We start from the raw sequence: 26,217 nt of genomic DNA on the forward strand, positions 1-26,217 counted from the left end.
CGCGCCGCTGCAAGAAGAAACTCCGTGAACCGCGGGAGCAATTATCAGGCCACCTTCTTGATGGCGTCGCCGAGGATCGAGACCATCTGATCGATGTGGCTCTTCTCGACGATGAGCGGAGGCGACATCGCGAAGCTGTCGCCGCTCATGCGCAGGTAGAGGCCCGTGTTGAAGCAATCGACCATGACGTCGTAGCCGCGGGCGCCGACGGCACCGTCGCGCGGCGCCAGCTCTACCGCACCCATCAGGCCGCAATTGCGGATGTCGACGACGTTCGGCAGGCCCTTCAGCGAATGCAGCGCATCGCGCCAGTATTCGGCGATCGACGCACCGCGCGTGAGCAGGCCTTCATCCTTGTAGATGTCGAGCGTCGCGATGCCGGCGGCGCAGGCGGTCGGATGCGCCGAATAGGTGTAGCCGTGGAACAGCTCCATCTGGTTCTCGGGGCCGACCATCAGGCCGTCATGCACCTTGCGGCTCGCAAACACCGCGCCGCAGGGAATGGTGCCGTTGGTGATGCCCTTGGCCGTCGTCATCAGGTCCGGCGTGACGCCGAAGAAGTTGGCGGCGAATGGCGTGCCGAGGCGGCCGAAGCCGGTGATGACCTCGTCGAAGATCAGCAGGATGCCGTGCTTGTCGCAGATCTCGCGCAGGCGCTCCAGATAGCCCTTCGGCGGCGGCAGCACCGCGGTCGAGCCCGGCACCGGCTCGACGATGACGGCGGCGATGGTCTCGGCACCGTGCAGGCCGACTAGACGCTCGAGATCGTCGGCGAGTTCGGCGCCGTGCTCAGGCTGGTCCTTGGCAAAGGCGTTGCGGGTGAGATCGTGGGTGTGGCGGATGTGGTCGACGCCCGGGAGCAGGGTCGCGAAGGCGCGGCGATTGGCGACCATGCCGCCGACCGAGGTGCCGCCGAAGCCGACGCCGTGATATCCGCGCTCGCGACCGATCAGGCGGGTGCGGCTGGCCTGGCCGTTGGCGCGGTGATAGGCGAGAGCGATCTTCAGCGCGGTATCGACCGACTCGGAGCCGGAATTGGTGAAGAAGACGCGATCGAGGCCCTTCGGCGCGATCTCGGCGAGCCGCTCGGCGAAGTCGAACGCCAGCGGATGGCCCATCTGGAACGAAGGCGCGAAGTCCAGCGTCATGAGCTGGCGCTCGACCGCGGCAGCAATCTGCTTGCGGCCGTGACCGGCATTGACGCACCACAGGCCCGCGGAGCCGTCGATCACCTTGCGGCCGTCGACAGTGGTGTAGTGCATCCCCTCAGCGGATGAGAACAGGCGCGGCGCCTTCTTGAACTGCCGGTTGGCCGTGAACGGCATCCAGAACGAGTCGGTCTTGATAGTGTTCGGAATCTGATGAAGGGTCACGGCCGCGCTCCTTTGCTGACCTGTTAGCAGAGCCACGGCTGATAAAGCGCAACAAGTCCTTTTCTGATCAGCTGCAAGCCATTGATTTCACTGGGGCTGCTGGTCCATATTTGCGCGATCCGCAACACCTGCAACACAGGACCAAGGCATGAGCGTCGACATCGGTGGACGGCTGCGATTCATCCGGGCGCGCCACAAGCTGTCGCAGCGTGAGCTGGCAAAACGAGCCGGCGTCACCAATTCGACGATCTCGCTGATCGAATCCAACCAGATGAACCCGTCGGTCGGCGCGCTCAAGCGCATCCTCGACGGCATCCCGATGGGGCTCGCCGAGTTCTTCGCGCTGGAGCCAGAGAGCCGGCGCAAGATCTTCTACCGCGCCGAGGAACTCACCGAGGTCGGCAAGAAGCCGATCTCCTACCAGCAAGTCGGCGACAATCTGTTCGGCCGCAGCCTCCAGATCCTGAAGGAGCGTTACGAGCCCGGCAGTGATACCGGGCGCGTCCACCTCATCCATGACGGCGAGGAAGGCGGCATCGTGATCTCCGGAAAGCTCGAGGTCACCGTCGAGGACGAGCGGCGGATCCTCAATCCGGGCGATGCCTATTATTTCGAGAGCCGCCGGCCGCATCGCTTCCGCTGCGTCGGCGGCAAGCCGTGCGAAGTGATCTCGGCCTGCACGCCGCCGACGTTCTGAAGCGAGCCCGCGTCGGCCCGCCGGCCTTCTTGCGCTAACTCAAGGAATTTGGTCCCGCTCGAATTCTCAGCGCGCTTGAGCCACCTCAATGTCCGCTGGCCGAACCTGGGCTAACTGTCATCACGTAGCCGAGCAGCCTCGCGCAAAAGGTGCTGAGGTTATGGCCCCGGACTCCTAGGCACTCCGGGGCCGCTTTGTTCCGGGACGGCAGCTAGAACTGCGTCAACAACTCGTCGATCCTGATCGGAAAGCGGCGGACACGCACGCCGGTCGCATGCCAGACCGCGTTGGCGACCGCGCCGGCGCTGCCGGTGATGCCGATCTCGCCGACGCCCTTGATGCCGAGCGCATTGACGTGCGGATCGTGCTCCTCGACCGTGATCACGTCGAGCGGCGGCACATCGGCATTCACGGGGATGTGGTACTCGCCGAGATTGGCGTTCATGATCCGGCCGCTGCGGCGGTCGGTGACGGCCTCCTCGTGCAGCGCGAAGGACAGACCCCAGATCATGCCGCCGAACAGCTGGCTCTGCACCATCCGCGGATTGACGATGCGTCCCGCCGCGAAGGCGCCAACCATGCGGGTGACCCGGACCTGGCCGAGCTCGGGATCGACCTTCACCTCCGCGAACACCGCGCCGTGGGCGTGCATCGCGTATTCCTCCATCGCCGCAGGGTTCGGCGCGCCGGTGCCGCGCGCCTCGACCTCGGAGACGCCAGCGCGTGCCAGGATCTCGGCATAGCTCTCGCCGCGGCTCTGGTCGTCGCGTCGAAACAGCTTTCCGTCGCGCGCGACCACGCCGGCATTGCCGGCGCCGAACAGCGGCGAGCGCTCGTCATTGGTTGCGAGATCGGCGAGCTTTGCAATCACGGCCGCGCCGGCGCTGTGGATCGCCGCACCGGCGGTTGCCGTGTGCGCCGAGCCGCCGGCGATGCCCGCGTCGGGCAGGTCGGACGTGCCGGCCTTGAACGTGAGGCGGTCCATATCGAGACCGACGGCATCGGCGGCAATCTGCGCCAATGCCGTCCAGGCCCCCTGCCCCATGTCATGCGCGCCGATCTCCATGGCCCCGGAGCCGTCACGGCGGATCACCGCGCGCGCCTCGGCCTGGAACATCAGCGCCGGGAAGGTCGCGGTTCCCATGCCCCAGCCGACTAGCAGGCCGGCATCGTCGCGCATCTGCCGCGGCTGGAGCGGGCGCTTCGCCCAGCCGAAGCGCGCCGCGCCCTGCTCGTAGCAGGCACGCAGCGCCTTCGAGGAGAAGGGCTTGCCGGTGATCGGCTCGACCTCGGCGTAGTTCTTCAGGCGAAAGGCCAGCGGATCCATGCCGCAGGCCCAGGCCATCTCGTCGATCGCACTTTCGAGCGCGATCGATCCGGTCGCCTCGCCGGGCGCGCGCATGAACAACGGCGTGCCGGTGTTGACGCGCACGGCGTCATGCGAGGTGCGGATTGCAGAGGCTGCATAGAGCGAGTGCGAAGCGCCGGCCGCGGGCTCGTAGAAATCATCGAACGTGCTCGACACAGTGCGGGCATGATGATCGAGCGCGGTCAGATGCCCCTCGCCATCGGCGCCGATGCGCAGGCGCTGGCGCGTCGGCGCCCGATGGCCGACCGGGCCATACATCTGCTCACGGCGCAGCACGAGCTTGACCGGCCTGCCGACCAGCCTGGCCGCCATGATACCGAGCGTCGGTGGACCGGCCATCAGCCCCTTGGAGCCGAAGCCGCCACCGAGGAACGGGCTGCGGATGTGGATCTTGTCGTGCGCGATGCCGAACAACTCGGCGATACGCGCCAGCGACATCATCAAACCCTGGGTCGGCATGTCGACCGACAATTTATCGCCGTCCCAGCTGGCGACGATCGCATGCGGCTCCATCGCGTTGTGATATTGCGGCGGTGTCTCATAGACCGCGTCGATCTGCTTCTCGGCAGAGGCAAGGCCCGCCTCGACATCGCCGTGGTGATGCGCCGCGGGGTTGCCGACGCCGACGACCGGCGGCACGAAACTTTCGCCGGCGTCGAGACCGATCAGCACGGGCAGCGTCTCGTAACGCGGCGCCAGCAGCGCCGCGCCTTCCGTTGCGGCCTCCAGCGTCTCCGCGATCACGACGGCGATCGGCTGGTTGGCGTAGCGGACCTCATTGCTCTGCAACACTTCCATCCGGAACACGAACGGATTGGTCTTGATCTCAGGGTCGATCGCGAGCTGCGGCTTGTGGTCCGGCGTCATGACGTCGACCACGCCGGGATGGCGCTTGGCGGCATCGACATCGAGCGAGGCCACACGGCCGCGCGAAATGCTGGCGACGGCCATCACCGCAAACAGCATGCCGGGCGGATGATTGTCGGCGGCATAGACCGCCTGCCCCTTGACCTTGAGGATGCCGTCACGGCGGGTCAGCGGCTGGCCGATGTTCGAGCCGTGGCGCAGATGGGCGGGCGCGCTGGTCAGGTTGAGCTCAGGCATGGATGGCTCCGGAGGTCGAGGCAAAGGGAGAGGCCGGCAGCGCCGGCAGGCGCGCCGGCGTACCGGCTGCGGCCAGCGTCAACGCGCGCACGAGAATGCGGCGCGCGAGCTCGATCTTGTAAGCATTGTCGCCGGACGGCTTTGCATCGGTGAGCGCGCGGCTGGCGGCTTCCCGGAAGGCGTCGGCCGTGGGCGCGACGTTCCTGAGAACATCCTCCGCGGCGCGGGCACGCCAGGGCCTTGCCGCGACACCGCCAAGCGCGAGCCGCGCCTCCGCGATCTTGCCGCTCTCGATCCGCAATGCGGCCGCAGCCGATACGACGGCAAAGGCATAAGACGTACGCTCTCGAACCTTGAGGTAGCGCGCATGCGCGGCAAAGCCGCGCGCCGCAGGCGGCAGGCGCACCGCAGTGATGAGGTCGCCGGGCTCGAGCGCCGACTCGCGCTCCGGGGTATTGCCGGGCAGGCGGTGCAGCTCGTCGAGCGCGATCTCGCGCCCGCCGTTCCTGCCCTCGATCTCGACAACGGCGTCGAGTGCGACCAGCGGCACGCAGAAATCGGACGGATGCGTGGCGATGCAGTTCTCGCTCCAGCCGAGCACGGCATGGCTGCGATTCTCGCCCTCACGCGCATCGCAACCGCTGCCGGCCTCGCGCTTGTTGCAACGGCTGGCGGTGTCGTAGAAATAGGCGCAGCGCGTCCGTTGCAACAGATTGCCGCCGACCGTCGCGGCGTTGCGCAGTTGCGCGGATGCACCCGAGAGCAACGCTTCGGCGACCGCGGGATACGATCTGGCGAATTCAACATCATGTGCGAGATCGGCGTTGCTGACGAGCGCGCCGATGCGCAACGACCCGTCAGCGAGGCGCTCGATCCCGTCGAGTCCATCGAGATGCGTGACGTCGACGAGACGATCCGGACGGCTGACGCCGCCCTTCATCAGATCGAGCAGATTGGTACCGGCGGCGAGATAGACGGCGCCCGGCTGGGCCGCGGCGGCGACAGCCTCGGCGACCGTGGCGGGCCTGACATAATCGAACGGTTTCATGCGGAACGCCTCTGATTGGATTCGTCCATGCGTCCTTGCGCGTCGAGCACGGCATCGACGATGCCGGCATAGGCGCCGCAGCGGCACAGATTGCCGCTCATGCATTCGCGGATGCGCTCGGGATCGTTGCCGACCTGCGCCTCGCTCATCATGCCGATGGCGCTCATGATCTGGCCGGGCGTGCAGAAGCCGCACTGAAAGCCGTCATGGGCGATGAAGGCGGCCTGCACGGGATGAAGCTGGTCGCCGCGCGCAACGCCTTCGATGGTGAGGATGTCGGCGCCGTCATGGCTGATGGCGAGTGCGAGACAGGAATTGATGCGCTTGCCGTCGGCGAGAATGGTGCAGGCACCGCACTGGCCGCGGTCGCATCCTTTCTTGGTTCCGGTCAGATGAAGGCGCTCACGCAGGAGATCGAGCAGCGTGACGCGCGGATCGTCGAGGACGAATTCGCGCCGCGCACCGTTCACGGTGAGGCTGATGGAGTGGTTCATACAAGGCTCCGATCAGATATGGACATGACTAGTCGTGCAGCGCGCCACCGCCGTGGCCGCCGTCAACGTGGCGCCGCCCGAACATGATCCGGGCCAACACTTGAGCGAAGATACGGAGGCACCCTCCGCTTAACAAGAGCCACAGGAAAATATTTGGAATTCGTCAAAACCCCGTGCGCCACCAACGCGATGCAGCCGGCCAAGGGTTCAACAAGGGTTCAATCTAACCAATTCGTGATCTACATTGCCGACATGGACGAGCACACCGACCAGACCCGAAAGCCCCGCGCCGATGCCGTGCGCAATCGCGAGCGCGTGCTCGAAGCCGCCAAAACCGTGTTCAGCGCCGGCGGCCCCGAGGCCAGCCTCGAGGCCGTGGCGAAACGCGCCGGCGTCGGCATCGGCACGCTCTACCGGCATTTCCCGACGCGCGAGGATTTGTTCGAGGCGGTTTACCGGCGCGAGGTCGAGCAGCTCAGCGAGCTTGCCGAGCAGCTGAAGAATGCCAAGGACCCGGTGGATGCGCTGCGGCGATGGCTGCGCTCCAACGTCGAATTCGTGGCCACCAAGAAAGGCATGTCGGCTGCACTGGCGCTGACGTTCCAGAGCTCGTCGGAGCTCGCGGCCTTCTCGATGGACCGGCTGACCAAGGCGATCGGCTCCCTGCTCGATCGCGCCGTCGCGGCCGGCCAGATGCGCGGCGATGTCAGCCCCGAGGACCTGCTGCGGGCATTTTTCGGGATGTGCTACATGCACGATCAGCCGGGGTGGCAGGCCTCGGTGCTGCGCCTGCTCGACGTGTTCGTGGACGGGCTGCGGGTGCAGCCCGTCACGAAAGCCAAGCCGCGCAGCGCCGTCGCCAAACCTGCGAAGCCCATCGCGAAGCGCAAGCGATAATGGAGGGCGATCAAAAGATAACCGGAGGCTCGCTGCTGAAAGCTGGACGGGAAGCCTAAGTCGCAAAGCCCGGGCCGGTCTTCGTTGCGTTCATCCGCGAGCGGATCAGAAGCAACACGACGATGCCGATGTTCAGCGCGTTCCATCCCACGCCGTTGGCGAACGCTGCGGCATAGGAGCCGGTGGCGTCGAAGATGACGCCGGACACCCAGCCGCCGAAAGACATGCCGAATACGGACGCAAAGATCACGATGCCGACGCGCGTTGCGGCTTCGCTCGCCGGCATCGCCTCGCGCACGATGATGGCGTAGCTCGGCACGATGCCGCCCTGGAACAGGCCGAACATCGCCGAGATCAGATAGAGCGAGGTGAGGCTGTCGAAGAACAAATAGAACACCAGCGCAAAGCCCTGCGCCAGCGATCCCACCAGCAGCGTGCGGATGCCGCCGATCTTGTCGGCGAGATAGCCCGACCCGATCCGGCTGACGATGCCGCAGCCCATCATCAAGGACAGCATCTCTGCACCGCGCGCCACGCCATAACCGAGATCGCCGCAATAGGCGACGATATGCACCTGCGGCATCGCCATGGCGACGCAGCAGGAGATGCTGGCGATCGAGAGCAGCACCGTCAGCGTGTTGGTCGACAGCTTGAGATCGACCCGCGGCGGCGGTGCATTGGCATGGTCGCGGATATGGTCGTCGCCCATCTGCGCGCGCAGGACGAGGACCAGAAGTGCCATCGTGCTCGCGCAGACGAGGCCGATGCCGATATGGGTGTAGCGCCAGCCGGCGGTCTGCGTGCCCCAGCTCACGATCGGCGGCCACATCGTGCCGGCGACATAATTGCCGCTGGCAACGATGGTCACCGCAAGTCCGCGATAGCGCTCGAACCAATGCGAGGCTTCCGCCATCAGCGGCGCGAAAGTCGCGGAGGTGCCGAGCCCGATCAGGAAATACGCCGCCACGAACTGCCAGAGCTGCGTCGATAGCCCCGCGAGCACGTTGGCGATGCCGAGAAAGGCGATGCTGATCGCCATCGCCAGCACGATGCCGAACCGGTCGGTGATCTTGCCGGCGATCACGCCGCCCAGCCCAAAACCGAACATCATCAGCGTGAAGGCTAGCGACACCGCGCCGCGTGTGGCACCGAATTCGGTCTGCACCACGGGAATCACGACCACGACCGCCCACATGCCGACGGCGCCGATCGAGCCGATCAGGAGCGCAATGACCAGCCGCATCCAGGCCTGACGCGAATCAGGGGTGAATGAAGCCGGGGTTTGTCCTGGATGATTTGGCGCGTGCACGGAACGGACCATGTTCGCTGATTGCCACATGGTCAAGCATTGTGGCGCGATATTGGGCATGCGCGGTGCACTGCGGTAAGAAGGAGCTTGGCGAACGCGGGTTTTGCCACTAGTTTGCAATCAGCGTGTGCAACATTGCCGCGCGGGGAACATGTCGGCGGAATGCTATTGCAATTGACACGATCGATGCGGATCAGAGTGGGGCGCCTCGTTGCCCTCGCCTATCTGTTCTGCGTGCTCGCGCCCGCAGCAGCGCTCGCCTGGGGCGGCGGTCCGGCACCGTGTCTTGCGGACGAGGCCCCGCTCGCCGATCTCGCGCCGGCGCACCACCAGATGCAGGCAAGCCATCAGCATGGCGCTCCCTCGCATGACCACGCGGGAGCGCATGCGCATCACCAGACCGCTGCGCAGGACGCGCCCGCTCCGCATCATCATGGCGGCAAGGGCACGACCGGACCGTGCTGCGGGATGATGTGCGTGAGTGCGCTGCCGACCGATCTGCCCAGCGTCGCCAAGCCGCTTCAGCCCATCTCCGCCTGCGCGCCCGAGATCGTGGCCAGCCTGCACAGCGCGACGCCGCCCCTGCACTACCGCCCTCCCATCGCCTGATTTGACGCGACGACGTCAGGCCGAGCGCGCGTCTGCGCGCGCGAACCTGTGGTCTCTACGGACAGATCAGGGATGAATCATGTTGACGCTTTCCGGGGCGAAGTCCGCCGCCGCATCCGCGGCGCGTGGACGACACTTTCTATTTAATTGGCCGCTGCTGGCCGTGATTGCGCTGGCGTTGGCCGGCTGCATGCCGGCAACGACACACATCGCCGCCGCGGATCCTGCCGATCCCGCGGCTAAGGTGGCGCCGACCATCTATCGTTCGACGATCGCGCCCTACAGCAGCCTGCGGCCGGCGACGCCGGCACCATGGCGCGAGCGCAACGAGAATGTCGCGCCGCAGCCGAAGCAAGACCGGTAGGAGCGCGCCATGGCACATCATTTCGCGCGAAGCCTGCTCGTTCTCGCTGCGCTCAGTCTGTCCGGCTGTGCCGCGTTCTCGCCCGACAGCGGGATGACGACGGTCTCGGAGCTGACGAGCCAGAGCATCAACAAGGACGTCGCCTTCGTGCGAACAAGCGAGGGAGAGGGCGCAGTTGACGGGCGCATGCGCCAGCTGCTGTCGCGGACATTGACCGCAGACACTGCCGTGCAGATCGCGCTGCTCAACAACAAGGGGCTGCAAGCGGCCTATAACGAGCTGGCGCTGGCCGAGAGCGATCTGGTCGAACAGAGCCTGCCGCCCAATCCTGTGTTCTCGATCTCGCGGATCTCAGGCAATGGCGCCAGCGAGATCGAGCGCCAGGTGGTGGGTGACATCCTCGCGCTCGCCACCCTGCCGTTTCGCTCCGACATCGCCCGCGACCGCTTCCGCCAGGCCCAATTGCGCGCGGCGCTGGCGACATTGCGGCTCGCCGCCGACGTCCGTCGCGCTTATTGGCGCGTCGTTGCCGGCAACGAGATGGTGGTGTTGCTGACGGACGCGAAGGCGACGGCGGAATCGACCGCACAGCTCGCGGTCAAGCTCGGCGAGACGGGCTCGCTCAACAAGCTCGACCAGGCGCGCGAGCAGGTGTTTTACGCCGAGACCACCGCCGACCTCGCCACCGCACGGCAGACGGCAGGGAGCGCACGCGAAAGGCTCGCGCGCCTGATGGGGCTGTGGGACGGCGGCCTCGACTTCCGCCTGCCGAACGCGTTGCCGCCGCTGCCGCGCCGGCCGCACACGTTGCCTTCGATCGAAACCGACGCGGTCGCCCATCGCATTGACCTGCAGATCGCGCGGCTGGAGCTGACGGCGCTGGCGAAATCGCTGCACCTCACCGAGGCGACGCGCTTCGTCACCCTGCTCGATCTCGCCGGCATCTCCCGCCGCACCCAGGATCCGGAAGGTGCGCCGTTCCGCGAACGCGGCTTCGACGTTCAGTTCCAGATCCCGATCTTCGACGGCGGCGAGGTGCGCGTGCGCCAGGCGGCGGAGACCTACAATTTCGCCTTCAACCGCCTGACCGAGCGCGCCGTCAACGTCCGTTCGGAGGCACGCGACGCTTATCGCAGCTATCGCTCCAGCTACGACATCGCCAGCCACTACCAGCGCGAGATCATCCCCTTGCGAAAGATCATCACCGAGGAGATGCAAGTGCGCTTCTCCAGCATGCAGGTCGACATCTTCGCGCTGCTCACTGAGGCACGGCAGCGCCTGGCGTCGCTGCGCGGCGCCATCGATGCCAAGCAAAGGTTCTTCCTCGCCCAATCCGACCTGCAGACCGTCGTCAATGGCGGCGGCTCGCCTGCGGCCGGCAGCGACAATCCAACCGCCATCGCCGCGGCAGCGCCTGCCGATGGCGGTCACTGACATGGAGGCCGACATGTTTTCCCGCCGAGGATTTTTAGGCACCGCCGCGCTTGCCAGCGCCTCAGCCATCAGCGGCCGCGTCCAGGCCGCGTCGATTCCGGAGGCTGCGCATATGGACAAGGTGGTGATGCAGCCGCCGCTGCATCCGATCAGCGGTCCGGACTACCGCCCCGTGGTCACGCTGAACGGCTGGGCGCTGCCGTTTCGCATGAACGGCGACTGGAAGGAATTCCATCTCGTCGCCGAGCCCGTGGTGCGGGAGTTCGCCGAAGGCATGAAGGTGAATCTGTGGGGCTATAACGGCCAGTCGCCGGGCCCGACCATCGAGGCGGTTGAGGGCGACAAGGTCCGTGTCTTCGTCACCAACAGACTGCCCGAATACACCACCGTGCACTGGCACGGCATGATCATTCCGAGCGGCATGGACGGCGTCGGCGGGCTGACCCAGCCGCACATCCAGCCGGGAAAGACCTTCGTCTATGAGTTCGAGATGAAGAAGAGCGGGACCTTCATGTATCACCCGCATTCCGACGAGATGGTGCAGATGGCGATGGGCATGATGGGCATGGTCGTCGTGCATCCGCGCGATCAAAACTTCCGGCCCGTCGACCGCGACTTCGTCTTCGTGATGAGCACCTATCGCGTCGATCCCGGCACCTATCTCCCCCTGGTCAATGAGATGACCGACTTCAATATGTGGACCTGGAACGCGCGGGTGTTTCCCGGCATCGATCCGCTGCCGGTGCGGCTCGGCGACAAGGTGCGCGTGCGCATCGGCAATCTCAGCATGACCAACCATCCGATCCATCTGCACGGCCACAGCTTTGCGGTGACCTGCACCGACGGCGGCTGGATTCCGGAGAGCGCGCAATATCCGGAGACAACGACCGACGTGCCGGTCGGCGCGGTGCGCGTGTTCGACGTGCTCGCCGACAATCCCGGTGACTGGGCGTTCCACTGCCATAAGTCGCACCACACCATGAATGCGATGGGGCACGAGGTGCGCAATCTGATCGGCGTGTCGCGCAAGGATCTCGCCAAGGCCGTCGGCAAGCTCGCGCCTGACAGCATGGCGATGGGCTCGACCGGCATGGCGATGGGCAACATGGAGATGCCCGCGCCCGACAACACGCTGCCGATGATGACCGGCACCGGCCAGTTCGGGCCGATCGAGATGGGCGGCATGTTCACCGTGATGAAAATCCGCGAGGACCTCGCACGCGACGACTATCGCGATCCCGGTCCCTACCAATTCCCGAAAGGCACCGTCGCCTACGAGGTCACGGCGCCGGCCACAGAGCCGGCACGGCAAAAACCGGGCAGCCCGCCGATGAAGAACATGAAGATGTGAGCGTTTCGATGAACCACCCCCAACTGGAGACTACAATGAAGAAGACCGTCACATTCGTCCTCGCGCTGGCAGCGCTCTCGATCTCGTCCGCCGGTGCGCACGAAAATCACGGCCATACATCCTTTTCAGCGGGCGAGCCTGGCGACCCCAAAAAGCCGGCGCGCACCATCGAGATCGCGCTGAGCGAGATGTCGTACGAGCCGTCGAACATCAACGTGAAGCGCGGGGAGCAGATCCGCTTCGTGCTGCGCAATGTCGGCAAGGAGGATCACGAGTTTCTGCTCGCCACACCCAAGGAGAATCTCGCGCATGCCGAGGTGATGAAGAAACATCCGCACATGGAGCATGACGATCCGAACGGAGTACGGCTTGCCCCGAACAAGACAGCTGAGATTCTCTGGAAGTTCAGCAAGGCCGGCACGTTCGAATTTTCGTGCCTCATTCCCGACCACCGCGACTACGGCATGGTCGGCCACGTCACCGTGAAGTAAGCAATGGAGACCCGCATGAACCGCATCATCCGTATCACTGCAGCGCTGGCGCTGACGTTAGGCGTTGCCACTGGAACTCTGGCAGCCGGGGCGGCCTCGATCAGCGGCGAGGTCAAGAAGATCGACGAGGGCGCCGGCAAGATCACGCTCAAGCACGGACCTGCGAAGAGCCTCGGCATGGAAGAACCCATGACCATGGTCTACCGCGTCAAGGACACCGCGATGCTGAAGCAGGTGAAGGTCGGCGACAAGGTGACCTTCGAGGCCGAGGAGGCCGCTTCGGGGTACACGGTGACGAAGATGGAGAAGGCGAAGTAGGCGACCGCTCTTCAGCCGTCATTCCGGGGCGCGCCTCTTGGCGCGAGCCCGGAATCCATTTCCCCACAACACCTGCAGCACGATGGATTCCGGGTTCGCCCTTCGGGCGCCTCGGAATGACAACCCTTGGTGGCCCGAAACACCCGCCCCGCGCTCCTGCCCCACCCCCCGTTAACCCTTTGCTAACCATACACCGGGCAAAAATTGCCGGGTGAAGTCGAGTGTCGTCAGCCGGGTAGAACGGGAGATCCCCCGTGGACGCCAGTGCGGTGCCTCACTTTCGGAACGGCGGCCCATCGGCCGCCGCGCAGACGTTTGGGGCGCGCGGACGGCAGTCGCGCGGGGAGGCAGCTACCATGGTCGACGTCACCGCAGGACAGGGCGTAGGCGCAGCAAGACCCTCGATCCCCTCCGTCAACGAGATCGTCACCATCCTCAAGCGCGGCGACATCGCGCTGGCGCTCGGCATCCTCACCATCCTGGTGGTGCTGATCCTCCCCCTGCCCGCGATCGTGCTGGATCTGTTCCTGGCGATCTCGATCACGCTCTCGATCCTGATCCTGATGACGTCGCTGTTCATTCAGGCGCCACTGGAATTCTCCGCCTTCCCGACCATCCTCCTGATCTCGACCATGCTGCGCCTGTCGCTCAACATGGCCTCGACCCGGCTGATCCTGTCGCACGGGCACGAGGGCACGGCTGCCGCCGGTCACGTTATCGAAGCCTTCGGCAGCTTCGTGATGGGCGGCAATTTCGTCATCGGTATCATCGTCTTCGCCATCCTGATCATCGTCAACTTCGTCGTCATCACCAAGGGTTCGGGCCGTATCGCTGAAGTTGCCGCCCGCTTCCACCTCGACGCCATGCCCGGCAAGCAGATGGCGATCGATGCCGATCTCTCTGCCGGTCTGATCGACGAGAAGGTCGCCAAGGAGCGGCGCAAGGAGTTGGAGGACGAGAGCGGCTTCTTCGGCGCCATGGACGGTGCCTCCAAATTCGTCCGCGGCGATGCCATCGCTGGCCTGCTGATCGTCTTCATCAACGTCGTCGGCGGCATGATCATCGGCGTGGCGCAGCAGGGCATGTCTTTTGCCGACGCCGGCCGCAGCTACACGCTGCTGACCGTCGGTGACGGCCTCGTCACCCAGGTGCCGGCGCTGATCGTCTCGACCGCGGCCGGCCTGCTCGTCTCCAAGGCCGGCGTCTCCGGCGCCGCCGACAAGGCGCTGATGAAGCAGTTCTCCGGCTATCCGCAGGCCCTGGCCATGTCCTCCGCGGTGATGCTGGTGCTGGCGGCCCTGCCCGGCATTCCGACCATCCCCTTCCTGGCGCTCGGCGCCGGCGCTGGCGCGCTGGCCTGGCACGCCCGCAACCACAAGAAGACCGCCGTCAAGGCCGAGGAAGCCGCCAAGGCCGCGCCTGCTCCGGGCATGCCGGGTGCGCCGGGCGCCGCTGCGGCCGAAGAGCCGATCTCGGCGGCGCTCAAGATCGACGACCTCAAGATCGAGCTCGGCTATGCCCTGCTGCCGCTGGTCAACGGCCCCGATGGCACCGACCGCCTCACCGAGCAGATCAAGGCGCTGCGCCGTTCGCTCGCGATCGAGATGGGCTTCGTGATGCCGGCGGTGCGCATCCTCGACAACGTCCAGCTCGAGGCCAACACCTACATCATCAAGATCAAGGAGGTCGACGCCGGCACCGGCAAGATCTGGCCGAACCAGTTCATGGTCATGGACCCCGGCGGCAGCCAGGTGCAGGTGCCCGGCATCCACACCACCGAGCCGACCTTCGGCCTGCCCGCGACCTGGGTCGATGCCAGCCTCAAGGAGGAGGCCTCGCTCAAGGGCTACACCGTCGTCGACGCCGCGACCGTGCTCTCGACCCATCTCACCGAGCTGCTCAAGGCCAACATGTCGGACCTGCTCTCCTATGGCGAGGTGCAGAAGCTGCTCAAGGAGTTGCCGAAGGAGCAGAGCGAACTGGTCAAGGATATCGTCCCCGGTCAGGTCACGGTCTCCGGCATCCAGCGCGTGCTGCAGCTGCTGCTCGCCGAGCGGATCTCGATCCGCGATCTCTCGACCATCCTCGAAGGCATCGCGGACTCGCTCGCCTTCTCGCGCAATCCCGCGACCATGGTCGAGCACGTCCGTGCCCGCCTCGCCCGGCAGATCTGCGCGCAGAACACCTCCTACAACGGCTATCTGCCGCTGATCGCGCTGTCGGCACGGTGGGAGCAGGCCTTCGCCGAATCCATCATCGGCCAGGGCGAGGAGCGCAGCCTCGCGATGCAACCCTCGAAACTGTCGGAGTTCATGACCGCCGTGCGCGAGGCGTTCGAGCGTGCCGCCCGCGAAGGCGAGGCGCCGGTGCTGGTGACCTCTGCCGCAATTCGTCCGTTCGTGCGTTCCCTGGTGGAACGGTTCCGAGCCCAGACCACCGTGCTGTCGCAGGCCGAAATCCACCCTAGGGCGAGGTTGAAAACGGTCGGAAGCATCTGATTTGCCTTAAGAAGCCGTGTGTTTTTCGGCCACAGGCAAATGGTTTTTGAGTTCCTGGCGCCTTGTGGACCAAGCATCGAGAAGGCAACCCGCAGGCGCATTACATCTTTGAAATAATTATATAATCGAACGATCCAGCGACGTTTTTGATCGCGACGTTTCACGTCATTTCACGCCCTTGTGATGGCCTCTTGGGAACGAATCCTCCCAATACTAGGTTGTTGGGCACCGGAAGCATGAACCGGCCTGAAAGGGCTGGCGACTACTTCGGGTAGATGGCGGCAGGAGGCTTCCATGAACCACTCGATCTACAGCGCTGATCGCGCGACCCATTTGAAGATTGTGGTCGTCGCCCTCGTCGCAGGGATCGCGGTGGCGGGCCTCGGCATCACGGCACGCACGGGTTCGGATGAAGGTCTGACCCAGACCGCCCGCGTCATCAAGGCCGACAAGCCGGTCGTTATCACCAGTTCGAACGCGTCCCTCGTTCGCTAAGGAGATCTGACGAGTTTTGTGAATTCACGCGGCTCTTTACCAGCCCCCCAAAGTCGCCACGTGGATATGTAGACGACCCCAACCCCAAGTCGACTACAGAAAGCGCCCGCCCCCCACGGGCGCTTTCTCACGTCTGGGTACCCGTCATTGCGAGCGCAGCGAAGCAATCCAGACTGTCTCCGGCGAGGTAGTCTGGATTGCTTCGTCGCATCAGCGCAAAATTGCTACGCAATTTTGTCGCGAGCTCCTCGCAATGACGGAGTGTGAGGCGAACGCTTCGTTGTCTCAATTCGCATCTTCATTGCAGACACACCTTCGCAGCCTCGCGGCATGCTTCGCCCGAGCTTTGCTTTATCTCTTCACCCTCAAATGAAAGAGGGCGCAGGGAAGACCGGGAGCCCGCTGGCACCCGCGGTCCACTGTGCGAAATTGCAGTGAGAAAATCTGCACAGCGGCATACAGGTGTAGCCAGGACATCCCGGCCTTCCCTGCGCAGTGGTTGGAACGGCGTATGTCGTGCTCTCCCCGGGGAGCGATGCACTATTGCCCCCGTCGCCTTGCAGATGGCTGATGCACGTGCCCGGTTGGGCCGCCACATCACTACAAGACTTGGCGCACAGACCCCGGGCGCCAGGACCACACGATTTTGCCGTACGCCGATCACACCGGTCGTATGCGCGAGGCCATTGCTCACGGTTACCCGCCCTGCAAAACCCTTCGCGCCGATGTGACCCACGTCCACCGCCGCCCGGCCCGCCTTCGTGACGATCGCGATACGCCCCTCTTCCTTGGGCCGGGTCGCCGCAATGGATACGCCGTATCCGAATTTCGGTAAAGTGGAATATTTTTGGTGGCGCCTGGTGTGTTTTGCCCGTCAGGCAACGCAAGGGCTTGTAGATGGACGCAACCTGCCGAATTGGAAGCGATCAGTAGCCTCTGTGTCAAATTTCTGGATTTGGAATCAAAGCTGACGTCGGCGAACCGCAGCGCAAGGTCAGCTAAGGGCCGATTCCGTTGAAAAAGGCCGGCAGTATTTCGTTGTAATAGCTCCGTCGCGACGTGGCCGGAACTGCTCTTACTGACCCTATGCGAGCGTCGGGGTGGGCATCGGGATCAGCTTGGCCATCTTTCGAAGGTTTTGGGCGGTGGCTGCGAGGATGAACTCGTCGCGCGCGCCGTTTGGACCTCGTAAACGCAAACGGTCGAGCTTGAGAATGCGCTTGAGGTGCGCGAACAACATCTCGATTTTCTTGCGGAGCCGGCGCGAGGTGCCTCCCTCCCACGATCTCGCGATCTGGCGCGCCATGTCGCGAGCGCCCTCGTAGATCGAGCGGGGCACTCTCCGTGAAGCCTGCTTGGGGCAGCATCGGGGCTTCAATGCGCATCGATCACAATCGCGCTTGCTGGCGAGGTAAAGCATGGTAGCACCATCATTCACCAACGTTCCGGTCGTGGTAAGAATGTTGCCACCGGGGCAACGATAGATGTCCCCAGCATGGTCATAGGTGAAGTCGTCGCGCGAGAAGATCCCGTCTGTGCGGGCCGACTTGTCGAAGACTGTAACGTGCGGCTCGATCCCGTGCTCATAGACCAGCCAGGCGAGCATCTCGGCCGAGCCATAGCCGCTGTCACCGAGCAGCCGGCTCGGATAGAGATCAAACCGCTCCAGCGAGCGCTCAATCATGCGCTTGGCGGCCAATACCTCCGCCTGCCGGATTGCCGTCGTTGCCTCAACATCGACGATGATCGCGTTCTCGATGTCGACCAGATAGTTCGTCGAATAGGCGAAAAACGCTTGGCCGCCGTGCGCCCCCGTCCAGCGCGCCGCCGGATCGGAAGGCGATACGAACTTCGGGGTAACCTCGGTCGCGGCTCCGAAAGCGGCATCATCAAGGCCGGCCAGATACTCATCGATTGCTCGGCTGGCAGCCTCCGGCGGAAGTCCCTTATCGCCTTCGATCCCCTTCTGCCGATTGGCATCGGCCTTGATTAGGCTCGCATCGACTGCAAATCCCTCACCGCCGACCAGTCGTTCCTCGATGCAGCGGCGCAGCACGCTCTCGAACACGCGACGGAAGAGGTCGCTCTGCCGGAAGCGGCCGTGCCTGTTCTTGGAGAATGTCGAATGATCCGGCACCGTCCCGTCCAGACCGAGCCGGCAAAACCACCGGTAGGCCAAATTGAGGTGAACCTCATCGCACAGGCGCCGCTCCGATCGGATGCCGAAGCAGTAACCGATCAGGAGCATCCGGATCATCAACTCGGGATCGATCGAAGGCCGACCGATGCTGCTGTAGAAAGGCGCCAGGTCCCGCCGGACCTGTTCAAGATCGACAAACCTGTCAATCAACCGCAGCAAGTGATCAGTCGGGATATGTCTTTCGAGCGAGAACTCATAGAACAACGCGGTCTGTTCGACTTGCCGATGCCCCATCATGATCTTCAGTCCTGCCAATTAGACAGACTGAATCACTGATATCTCTGCGTCGCAACAGCCGTCTTTTTCAACAGAATCGGCCACAACCGGACCTGCTCTGAATGCGACAGCCGCCCGTTAACGAGCAGTAAAGTAAGAGCATCCAAAAGAGCGCTGGAGCTAACGCGCCCTACAACTTCTGCATGCTATGTCGCTGGATGACTATCCGAGCCCTCGCTCCGCAAAGGGCGCTTGCTAGACAGGCCAAATGGGGGTCCACACGGCGATGGTGCGTTCACACATTCGCTTTTCTCTGGTGCTTGCGGTAGCCCTCGCACTCGCAGGATGCGGCAGAAGCGAGAGCTACCGTTACAAGCTGACATTGGCAGTCAACACCCCTGCCGGCGTCAAGCGTGGTTCGAGCGTGACAGAGGTAGCTTTCTTTGAGGTTTCGATCCCAGCGAGAGGAATTATGCACAAGCTTCGCGGGGAAGCGCTGTATCTGGACCTTGGTCCGGGTGCGCGGCCAATGATCGCCTTAATCGGGAGGAAATCTCGCCCGTCGTCTGGACAGTGGAGTCGCGATGGGGGACCTGCAACGACGCAGTTGTCCCGGCTCTACGATATTTCTCCCTCGACCGACGTCATGGATACCTTGGCCAAAATAGCACGCATGCGCGGCCCACGAAACATTACCGCGAATGAGCTGCCTGATCTTGTTACGTTCGCGAGCGTAAACGACCCGAACACCGTAACCGCGGTCGATCCAAACGATCTGCAGGCAACGCTGGGGCCGGGCATCACGTGGAATGAAATCATACTTGAGATCACCGACGAGCCGATCACAAAAAGCATCGAGCAGAAGTTACCTTGGATACCTTACTACTATTGTGCGATGCTCGATGGTGCACGGTACACGTCTAAGAACACCCTCGCCAACGGTCTTAGTACGGCTGACTTTCGCCAAACCGAGGAAGTGAAGAAGAGTAAAGAGCAAACGCCTGGCACCGATTGTTTGACACTCGTGAAAGATTGGCAACGGCAATCTCGATAGCGCACTCGGCTAGGACCGCTATGGGTCTTGGCCGTGTAAAAACGGCTTCAAAGGGCATCGGTCCGGAAGCTAGGAACCGCGCCTGTCTCAGGCCGCGATCGCAGTGATCAGTGGCTTGGCCCCGACGATGTTCATGACCCGTGTAAGATTATAGGCCAAGACCGAGAGTGCCATCTCGGCCGCTACTTTTGGGAGCGTTTTGGTGAGGAAGTGTGTCGCTCCCATGCGGGCCTTCATCGTGCCGAACGGATGCTCGACCGTCTCCCGACGCTGACGCATGGCTTCTGGGTTTGCGTCAAGGCGCTGCTGCACAGCCTCAAGCAGATGCTCGTGCTCCCAGCGTGTAATTCGCCGCTCTGGTCCTGTCGTGCACTGCGATTTGAGCGAACAACTTTGACAGGCAGTGGTCCAGTAGCGCCGCAGCATCTTGCCGTCTTCTTCGTTTGTGTAGCGATACGGCAATCGCTCCCCAGCCGGCAGCGATAGGCGTCCTCCTCTGGCAAATAGGCAAAGTCCTGCTTACCGAAGCGCCCCTCCGATTTGGCACCCGACGTCAGCGGCTTGGGCAGAGTTACGGTGATGCCGGCCTCGTGGCACGCGAGGATCTCCGGGCTGTTGAAGTAGCCGCGATCGGCTACAGCTTCGAGCGTCTCGGTCTCGAGAACAGCCTTCGCCTGCTTGGCCATATTGGCGAGTTGTGCCCGATCTGAGCCGCTGTTCGTCACCTCGTGCGCTACGATCAGATGGTGCTCGGTGTCGACGGCGACCTGCACGTTGTAGCCAACGGTGCCGGAGCCCCGGCCGCTTGTCGCCATCGAACGGCTGTCGGGATCGGTCAACGAGATTTGCTGATCGGGTGACGCAAGCATCTGCTTCTCGTAGACGGCAAGCTTGCCCATCTCTTCCCTCAGCTTCGTCAGCTTCTCGGTTAGCCTCGTCACCTTGGCGGCCAACGCCTCGCTCGGCTCCTGCCGGTCGGCCGTGTCCAGTTGGCTCAGATAGCGCGCGACGCTCTCCTCCAGCTGCGCGCGCCGCCGCTCCACCTTCGCGCGTGTGAAGTTCTTGTCCCGGTTGTTCACAGCTTTGAACTTGCTGCCATCGATGGCGACGCTCGACGTCGCGAGGAGACCCATTTCACGGCAGAGTTCGACGAAGCGTGCGCATACCTTGCGGAGCGCCAGGCCATTGTCTTTGCGGAAGTCCGCGATCGTCTTGTGATCAGGTGCGAGCCGGCCCAGCAGCCACATGGCCTCGACATTGCGTCCGGCCTCTCGTTCGAGCCGCCGGCTCGACTGCACCCGGTTCAGATAGCCGTAGATGTAAAGCTTCAGGAGAACCGAGGGATGGTATGACGGCCGACCGGTCGCCGCCGGCTTCACCCCCTCGAAGCTTAGCTCGGCCAAATCGAGCGCATCGACAAACACGTCGATCACGCGAACAGGGTTGCTCTCGTCAATGAAATCATCGAGGCACTCGGGCAATAGCGTCGATTGCCCACGATCCGCCTCCGCAACGAAGCGCTTCATTCCAGCCCCCCGCAAATCGTGCGGGAATCATATCGCGCGAATCACATCAAGCGCAGCGTTTTCACACAGCCAGGGCCAATTGCCGACCTCTCGGCAGCTAGCGGCAAGGTCGGCTAAGGGCCCCGGAGCGGACGAAGGCCGGCAGCCGCCGCGCTGGAGCTGTTCGCCCCAGGCGCTGCCGACTACAAGCTCCAACATGTCCGATGATGCCCCGGTTCTGAACGCTTGCGCTCATCTACGCGAGGCTGTTGCAAAGCGGGTCTCTTCCGTGGTCGTGGCGATTTCGACCATGCGAGTCCGTCGCCTACGTTTCGTTTCGACTGGCTGATGGACGCATGAGCCAGCTCAACGACGCGGCGCCCCATAGGTCGGCGGCGGCGCCTGCACCATCGGCGCAGCGGCCGCAAACAGCTCCTCCTTGCTACCCGTCAGCGGCGGATAAATTCGCCTGCGGTTGATCGTCTCTTTGGTCACTTTCGCCGCCGCGCCGGTGGCGCGCACCTCGCGGTCCCAGCCTTCGGTATAGAGCGCGCCCCAGCCGCCGAGGTCGAGCACGGTCACGTACCAGTCGATCCGCAGCGGCAGCATCGGCAGGCCGGCGAGATCGGCCACCACGTTGTGGCCGGCGAAGCGGCCCATGGGCCGCGCGAACTGACAGGACATCACGGTCGGATGCAGCCCGTCGATCACGCTCGAGGCAACGTCGCCGGCCGCGAACACGCCGCCGACATCCGCAACCCGCATGAAGGGATCAACCAGAATGCGCCCGAGGCGATCGCGCGCGTCCGGAAAGCTCGCCGCCAGGGGGCTTGCACGCATCCCTGCGCACCAGATCACCGTCTGTGTCGCAATGAACTCGCCCGAGCTCAGGCGCATGCCGGCGGCCTCCACGGAGACCACACGCACGCCGAGGCGTGTCTCGACGTCGAGCGACGACAATGCCGTCTCGATGACGGGGCGCGCGTGCGCGCCAATGGTCGCGCCGACCGCCGGATTGGGATCGACCAGGATGATGCGGCGGCTGCCACTGATGCCCGCACGCGCCAGCCTGGCCGGCATTTCGGCCGCGACCTCGATGCCGGTGAAGCCGGCGCCGACCACCACCACCGTCGAACGCCCCGGCGACGGGGCGCTGCGTCCGAGCGAGACGAGATGATCCTCGAGGCGAAGCGCCGCGGAATAGGTGTCGACGTCGAAGGCGTGGTCGGCAAGGCCTGGAATGTCCGGACGCATCACCTCGCTGCCGAGCGCCAGCACGAGGCGGTCATAGTGCAACGTCTCCTCGCCGCCGCTGGTGACCAGCGAGATTTCGCGATGTGCATGATCGATGGCTTCAACCTCGCCGAGACCATGGTTGACGCCGATCGGATCGAGCAGTTGCGGCAGCGGCAGCGCGACCTCGCCGAGGTCGACCTCGTAATTGCGCACGCGGATGTTGTGATAGGGATTGCGGTCGATGAGGCGGATCTCGATGTCCCGCCCGCTCGCGCCGATCTCGTCGCGCTTGCGCGCAGCACCGATGGCCGCCCACAGGCCTGCAAACCCGGCGCCGAGCACGACGATACGCGCCATGTCCGCCTACACTACTTTCCAAAGCAATCCCGCGGTCTGCCCGCGCAGGTAGATATAGCTCAACAGCCCGCATCCACCAACTACGGCAGCGCCGCACCGCTGCACAAAATCGCGACTTACGCCTCGCGCAGCTCCGACGGCGTCGCGCCAAAACGCTTGCGAAAGGCGCGATTGAAATAGGACAGATCGGCGAAGCCCGAGGCGTGCGCGATGTCGCTGATCTTGCGCGCCCTGGCGCGGGGATCGCCGAGCAGCTTGCGGGCGTGGAGTAGGCGCTGCTCCAGCACGAATTCAGTGAAGGTCGTGCCGGCTTGCTCGAACAGGCGCTGCGCCTGGCGCGGGCTGAGGCCCGAGCGCGTCGCGATCTCGGACAGGCAGAGATCGTTACGGCCGAGCGCGGCCATCACGTCGGCGCGCATGAGATCGAGACGCGCCGCGGCATGCCCGCGTCCGCGCGCAAGTCCGGCATGCTCGGCGTCGGTCCCGAGCAGGAGGCCGACGAGATCGACCATGTGTTGCGCGGTCAGACGCTGGCCGACGGCATCGAGATGCGGCGCCTGATTGGCGGCGAGCGCATGGTAGCGGAAGATGGTCTCGGCGACCGCGCCGTCGGAGAGCACCTGTGACAGCTTCTCCTCCGCGCGCGGATTAATGTCGAGCAGCGCGCGGCGCGGCATGCGGATGGTGGTGAAGCGCTCCTCGTCGGTGTGGCCGACGGTGCCGGTGATGCTCATGTCGACGAGCACCATCTGCGCCGGCGCGAGCTCGACGGTATGGCCGTTCTGCCCGACGCGGACGAGGCCCGCATGTGCTGCAATCAGCACAAGATCGTCGCTGCCGTCGGCAAGGTGGCTCTGCGTGCGTGAATATTGTGCGGAGGCGCCTTCGGGAATGGCGAGCGCGATGTTGTCGACGACGCTGACCTGGAGCCGGCAGTCGATGCTGTCGCCCTGGCTCGGGCCGATATCGAGGCCGCAGGACCCGAAGGCCCGCTCGCGCCAATGCTCGAATGCCGGGCCGTGCGGCAGCCCCGCATATTGGTGAATGAAGATGCCTGGCGTTCTCGCTGCATCCATCTGATTTCTAGCCCCTCTCCGGCACCATGATCGGCGTGCCGACTGCAAATTCCGGGGATTTGACGCCGCCAAGTGCGGGGAGGTTCAAATCGGGGGCGGATTCGGCAGGACTTGTCGGGATGCGACGGAGGGTGGACCGTGGCGACAATTTTTGCTCGTAGCCCGCATGGAGCAGAGCGGAATGCGGGACGGTGGACCCGGATTGCGCTGCGCTCCATCCGGGCTACGACACCTACTTCTTCGCCGGCGCCGGCGGCTGCGTCGGCGGCACGGTCTCGATCAGCTTGCCGGAAAACACCGGCGTCGAGGTCGGCTGGCCGTTGGGCGAACCGCCGGCCTGCTCGACCGTGACGGCATAGGTCGCGCCGTTGACGACGTCGGAATCGTAGGAAGCGAGCAGCGGACGCGCGGTGAAATCGCTCGCACCGATCACGCCGAGCGAACGCGGCCGCGGCAGCTTGTCGGAGATCAGCCAGAGCTCAAAGCTCTTGCCGGGCTCCGGGGTCGCGCCGACCTTCCGGACCGTGAAATTCCGCGTCGCACCGTCGACCGTGAGGATAAAGGCGGGGCCGCCACCCTGGCCCTGCAGCAGGGCAACATATTGCGCAGAGGCGGTGAGCGGCGCGGCCGGTGTCTTCACTTCAACCGTCTGGATGCGTGGCGCAGGACGCAAGAGGCCCGGCAGTGCATCAGGCAGGAAGATCTGAAGCGACAGCGTCACGAGCAGCGCGGCCGCAAGTGCGCCAACGGCGGATGCGATGTTGCGCCAGCGCTTCACGCGCCCCTCGAGACGGATCACATTGCCATCGTCGACGACCGGCGCCCGCGGCGCGCGGACGACATCGAGATCCGGAGCATGGACCTGCGGGATGAACTGCGCCGCGATGTCCGGGATGGCGTCGGGCTCGGGACGCGACGGCTGCGGCTGCTCCGCTTCGGGTTGCTGCGGCTCCGGGGACTGCACGCCCTCCGTCGCGGATTCCGATGACGCAGTCTCCGGCGAGGGCAATTCCGGTATGGGCGGAGGTGGCGGCGGCGAAGGCTCGGCAAGCGCAGGCGGCTCCTGCGCAAGCGCCGTGCGCGCGATCTCGGACCTGATGTTCTCCCACACGATCGGACGCGGTTCGACCGAGCCGACCATCTGGTTGAGGACGCCGAGCCGATGGGCCCAGGCCTGCACGATTTCGGCGAACGCCTCATCCACCGCCATCATGGTCTCGACCTGCGCGCGCTCATCGGCGTCGAGCGTACCGAGCGCATATTCCGCGGCGAGCGCGATATGGTCCTCCGTGTAGGCCATCAGTTTCCTTCACCTCTCCCCAACGGGGAGAGGTGGACAGTCGTTGCCGCGCTGGTTTCTGCCACTCTCATCATCTTCTAAAGTCCGAGGCACTCGCGGATATCCAACATGCTGCGCCGAAGCCACGTCTTCACCGTGTTGACGGGCGCGGCGAATTTCTCCGCCAATTGCTCGCGGCTCCAGCCGTTGTAATAGGCGAGAAGCACGAGGCGCTGGCGGTCCGGCTCGAGCCGGCCGATACATTCCAGGAGCCGCTTCAACTCCTCGGTCATCTCCCTCCGCGCCAGCGGATCAGGACTGTCGGCCGCCACCTCCATCGCCTGAGGCTCTTCCTCGATTGAGACTTCCGATTTCTTGCGCACGATGTCGATCGCACGGTTGCGCGCGATCGACGCCATCCACGTGATCGGCGAAGACATGGCCGGATTGAACTGGCCGGCGTTGTTCCAGATCTTGACGTAGGTCTCTTGAATGACCTCCTCTGAAAGATCCTGACGGCGCAAGATACGGAGCACGACGCCATAAAGTTTCGCGCGCGTGGCGACGTAGAGCCGCTCGAATGCGGCCTGATCGCCCTTCGCCACCGCCTCAATCAGCCCGACCAGCTCTGCCGGCGTCAGCATTCAGCCCCCTGAAACGCGGCCCGTCGCTTCCCTTCACCTCTCCCCGACGGGGAGAGGTCGATTTGCGCAGCAAATCGGGTGAGGGGGCGCAGGACTAACGGGAGACCGTCACCCCTCACCCGGCGCTCCGCGCCGACCTCTCCCAGGGGAGAGGTGGGCACCGCCGTCGCTGGCACAGCATTCATTCCCGCTACCATAGCGCGCGACAAAGCCGACCACCAAGCGGCGCGGCGCCACACTGTGGACAGCACATACGAAAACCCGGACCTTGCGGGTCCGGGTTTTGCAGATTTCTCGGCGATCTGGCTGCTGGCGCCGTTAGGCGACGGCGCCGATGCGGGCGCGCATCAGGCCGATGCTGTCGAGGTCGGCCTGCTCGCGGGCGTTCTCTTCGGCCCGTTCGCGGGCCTGGTCGCGCTCGTCCAGCAGCTCGACCTTCTTCAGCTCCTCGAAGGCCTCGGCCAACGCGGTCTTGGCTTCGTCGAGCTGGCCCTTGAGCTCGTCGGCCGAGCGGGTCAGATTCTCGCGGCGCTGGATCGCGGCCTTGGCGTAGGTCGGGTAGGCGAAGTGCGAGGGATCGTTAATCCCGGCGCGCTCCTGCTCGGTCTGGATCTCGCGCTCAAGGTCGACCGACATCCGCTGGAAGTCGGCGATCATGGTCTCGATCTGGGTGACCCGGCGGCGCTTCTCGTCGACCTGAAACTTCTTCAGGCGGATGAGGGTATCACGTGACTTCATCGACTCGTACTCCCCAGAAGTCCCCTCGCTGCACGTGGGACGGCACCGGTCTGCCCACAGG

General features: G+C 64.4%; 22 protein-coding genes and 1 pseudogene. 11 read left to right on the forward strand and 12 right to left on the reverse strand.

Going from position 1 to position 26,217, the window contains the following annotated elements; translation table 11 throughout:
• Nucleotides 1–44: 44 nt before the first annotated feature.
• Nucleotides 45–1,373, reverse strand: a complete 1,329-nt coding sequence (gene aptA / locus ACR9YP_RS37970) for an omega-aminotransferase AptA (protein WP_474218490.1) — start codon at nucleotides 1,371–1,373, stop codon at nucleotides 45–47.
• A gap of 148 nt (nucleotides 1,374–1,521) precedes the next feature.
• Here aptA and ACR9YP_RS37975 point away from each other — a divergent pair, with 148 nt between their 5' ends.
• Entirely contained in the window at nucleotides 1,522–2,070 is a 549-nt protein-coding gene (locus ACR9YP_RS37975) for a cupin domain-containing protein (protein ID WP_474218492.1), read from the forward strand.
• Between the two features lie 211 nt (nucleotides 2,071–2,281).
• On the opposite strand, the gene ACR9YP_RS37980 is transcribed toward ACR9YP_RS37975, so the two are convergent.
• The 3 genes from ACR9YP_RS37980 to ACR9YP_RS37990 are packed head-to-tail and all read right to left on the reverse strand — an operon-like array spanning nucleotide 2,282 to nucleotide 6,085.
• On the reverse strand, nucleotides 2,282–4,543 hold the full coding sequence (locus ACR9YP_RS37980) for a xanthine dehydrogenase family protein molybdopterin-binding subunit (protein ID WP_474218493.1): 2,262 nt from the start codon (nucleotides 4,541–4,543) through the stop codon (nucleotides 2,282–2,284).
• On the reverse strand, nucleotides 4,536–5,591 hold the full coding sequence (locus ACR9YP_RS37985; RefSeq protein WP_474218495.1) for an FAD binding domain-containing protein: 1,056 nt from the start codon (nucleotides 5,589–5,591) through the stop codon (nucleotides 4,536–4,538). Before ACR9YP_RS37985 ends, ACR9YP_RS37980 begins: the two co-directional genes overlap by 8 nt.
• Entirely contained in the window at nucleotides 5,588–6,085 is a 498-nt protein-coding gene (locus ACR9YP_RS37990; protein WP_474218497.1) for a (2Fe-2S)-binding protein, read from the reverse strand. The genes ACR9YP_RS37985 and ACR9YP_RS37990 overlap by 4 nt, the downstream gene beginning before the upstream one ends.
• Before the next feature lie 252 nt (nucleotides 6,086–6,337).
• On the opposite strand from ACR9YP_RS37990, the gene ACR9YP_RS37995 reads away from it, so the two are divergent.
• Entirely contained in the window at nucleotides 6,338–6,982 is a 645-nt protein-coding gene (locus ACR9YP_RS37995; RefSeq protein WP_438111777.1) for a TetR/AcrR family transcriptional regulator, read from the forward strand.
• A gap of 55 nt (nucleotides 6,983–7,037) precedes the next feature.
• On the opposite strand, the gene ACR9YP_RS38000 is transcribed toward ACR9YP_RS37995, so the two are convergent.
• A complete protein-coding gene (locus ACR9YP_RS38000) occupies nucleotides 7,038–8,303 on the reverse strand; it encodes an MFS transporter (RefSeq protein ID WP_438111043.1) in 1,266 nt (421 codons plus the stop codon).
• 174 nt (nucleotides 8,304–8,477) lie between these two features.
• On the opposite strand from ACR9YP_RS38000, the gene ACR9YP_RS38005 reads away from it, so the two are divergent.
• The 8 genes from ACR9YP_RS38005 (at nucleotide 8,478) to ACR9YP_RS38040 (ending at nucleotide 15,851) form a co-directional block, all read left to right on the forward strand.
• Nucleotides 8,478–8,900 (forward strand): hypothetical protein, encoded by a 423-nt coding sequence (locus ACR9YP_RS38005; RefSeq protein ID WP_438111041.1) that lies wholly within the window; start codon nucleotides 8,478–8,480, stop codon nucleotides 8,898–8,900.
• Between the two features lie 79 nt (nucleotides 8,901–8,979).
• The gene (locus ACR9YP_RS38010; protein WP_438111039.1) at nucleotides 8,980–9,264 is read left to right on the forward strand and encodes a hypothetical protein; all 285 of its coding nucleotides are present in this window, start codon (nucleotides 8,980–8,982) and stop codon (nucleotides 9,262–9,264) included.
• Nucleotides 9,265–9,273: 9 nt separating this feature from the next.
• Complete coding sequence (locus ACR9YP_RS38015) at nucleotides 9,274–10,698, forward strand: TolC family protein (RefSeq protein WP_474218498.1); 1,425 nt, start codon at nucleotides 9,274–9,276, stop codon at nucleotides 10,696–10,698.
• Nucleotides 10,699–10,711: 13 nt separating this feature from the next.
• Nucleotides 10,712–12,049 (forward strand): copper oxidase, encoded by a 1,338-nt coding sequence (locus ACR9YP_RS38020; RefSeq protein WP_474218499.1) that lies wholly within the window; start codon nucleotides 10,712–10,714, stop codon nucleotides 12,047–12,049.
• A 35-nt stretch (nucleotides 12,050–12,084) separates the two neighbouring features.
• Nucleotides 12,085–12,540, forward strand: a complete 456-nt coding sequence (locus tag ACR9YP_RS38025) for a cupredoxin domain-containing protein (RefSeq protein ID WP_164940391.1) — start codon at nucleotides 12,085–12,087, stop codon at nucleotides 12,538–12,540.
• A 15-nt stretch (nucleotides 12,541–12,555) separates the two neighbouring features.
• A complete protein-coding gene (locus tag ACR9YP_RS38030) occupies nucleotides 12,556–12,858 on the forward strand; it encodes a copper-binding protein (RefSeq protein WP_474218500.1) in 303 nt (100 codons plus the stop codon).
• A gap of 356 nt (nucleotides 12,859–13,214) precedes the next feature.
• The gene (gene flhA, locus ACR9YP_RS38035; protein ID WP_474218501.1) at nucleotides 13,215–15,356 is read left to right on the forward strand and encodes a flagellar biosynthesis protein FlhA; all 2,142 of its coding nucleotides are present in this window, start codon (nucleotides 13,215–13,217) and stop codon (nucleotides 15,354–15,356) included.
• 294 nt (nucleotides 15,357–15,650) lie between these two features.
• Nucleotides 15,651–15,851 (forward strand): hypothetical protein, encoded by a 201-nt coding sequence (locus ACR9YP_RS38040; RefSeq protein ID WP_128935890.1) that lies wholly within the window; start codon nucleotides 15,651–15,653, stop codon nucleotides 15,849–15,851.
• Nucleotides 15,852–16,935: 1,084 nt separating this feature from the next.
• On the opposite strand, the gene ACR9YP_RS38045 is transcribed toward ACR9YP_RS38040, so the two are convergent.
• Nucleotides 16,936–18,288 (reverse strand): transposase, encoded by a 1,353-nt coding sequence (locus tag ACR9YP_RS38045; RefSeq protein ID WP_091880269.1) that lies wholly within the window; start codon nucleotides 18,286–18,288, stop codon nucleotides 16,936–16,938.
• Nucleotides 18,289–18,535: 247 nt separating this feature from the next.
• Here ACR9YP_RS38045 and ACR9YP_RS38050 point away from each other — a divergent pair, with 247 nt between their 5' ends.
• On the forward strand, nucleotides 18,536–19,321 hold the full coding sequence (locus ACR9YP_RS38050) for a hypothetical protein (RefSeq protein ID WP_474218502.1): 786 nt from the start codon (nucleotides 18,536–18,538) through the stop codon (nucleotides 19,319–19,321).
• Nucleotides 19,322–19,408: 87 nt separating this feature from the next.
• On the opposite strand, the pseudogene ACR9YP_RS38055 reads toward ACR9YP_RS38050, so the two are convergent.
• The 6 genes and pseudogenes from ACR9YP_RS38055 to fliJ form a co-directional block, all read right to left on the reverse strand.
• A pseudogene (locus ACR9YP_RS38055) lies at nucleotides 19,409–20,847 on the reverse strand (IS1182 family transposase).
• Nucleotides 20,848–21,192: 345 nt separating this feature from the next.
• Nucleotides 21,193–22,419: an NAD(P)/FAD-dependent oxidoreductase gene (locus ACR9YP_RS38060; protein WP_474218504.1), complete on the reverse strand. Its 1,227-nt coding sequence runs from the start codon at nucleotides 22,417–22,419 to the stop codon at nucleotides 21,193–21,195.
• Nucleotides 22,420–22,535: 116 nt separating this feature from the next.
• The gene (locus ACR9YP_RS38065) at nucleotides 22,536–23,495 is read right to left on the reverse strand and encodes a helix-turn-helix transcriptional regulator (protein ID WP_474218505.1); all 960 of its coding nucleotides are present in this window, start codon (nucleotides 23,493–23,495) and stop codon (nucleotides 22,536–22,538) included.
• A 232-nt stretch (nucleotides 23,496–23,727) separates the two neighbouring features.
• On the reverse strand, nucleotides 23,728–24,795 hold the full coding sequence (locus tag ACR9YP_RS38070) for an anti-sigma factor (RefSeq protein WP_474218506.1): 1,068 nt from the start codon (nucleotides 24,793–24,795) through the stop codon (nucleotides 23,728–23,730).
• Between the two features lie 77 nt (nucleotides 24,796–24,872).
• Nucleotides 24,873–25,418 (reverse strand): sigma-70 family RNA polymerase sigma factor, encoded by a 546-nt coding sequence (locus ACR9YP_RS38075; protein WP_370988028.1) that lies wholly within the window; start codon nucleotides 25,416–25,418, stop codon nucleotides 24,873–24,875.
• A gap of 318 nt (nucleotides 25,419–25,736) precedes the next feature.
• Nucleotides 25,737–26,156, reverse strand: coding sequence for a flagellar export protein FliJ (gene fliJ, locus ACR9YP_RS38080; protein ID WP_370988027.1), 420 nt, complete (start codon nucleotides 26,154–26,156; stop codon nucleotides 25,737–25,739).
• Nucleotides 26,157–26,217 lie beyond the last annotated feature (61 nt).

The organism is Bradyrhizobium sp. BR14999 (assembly GCF_056106085.1).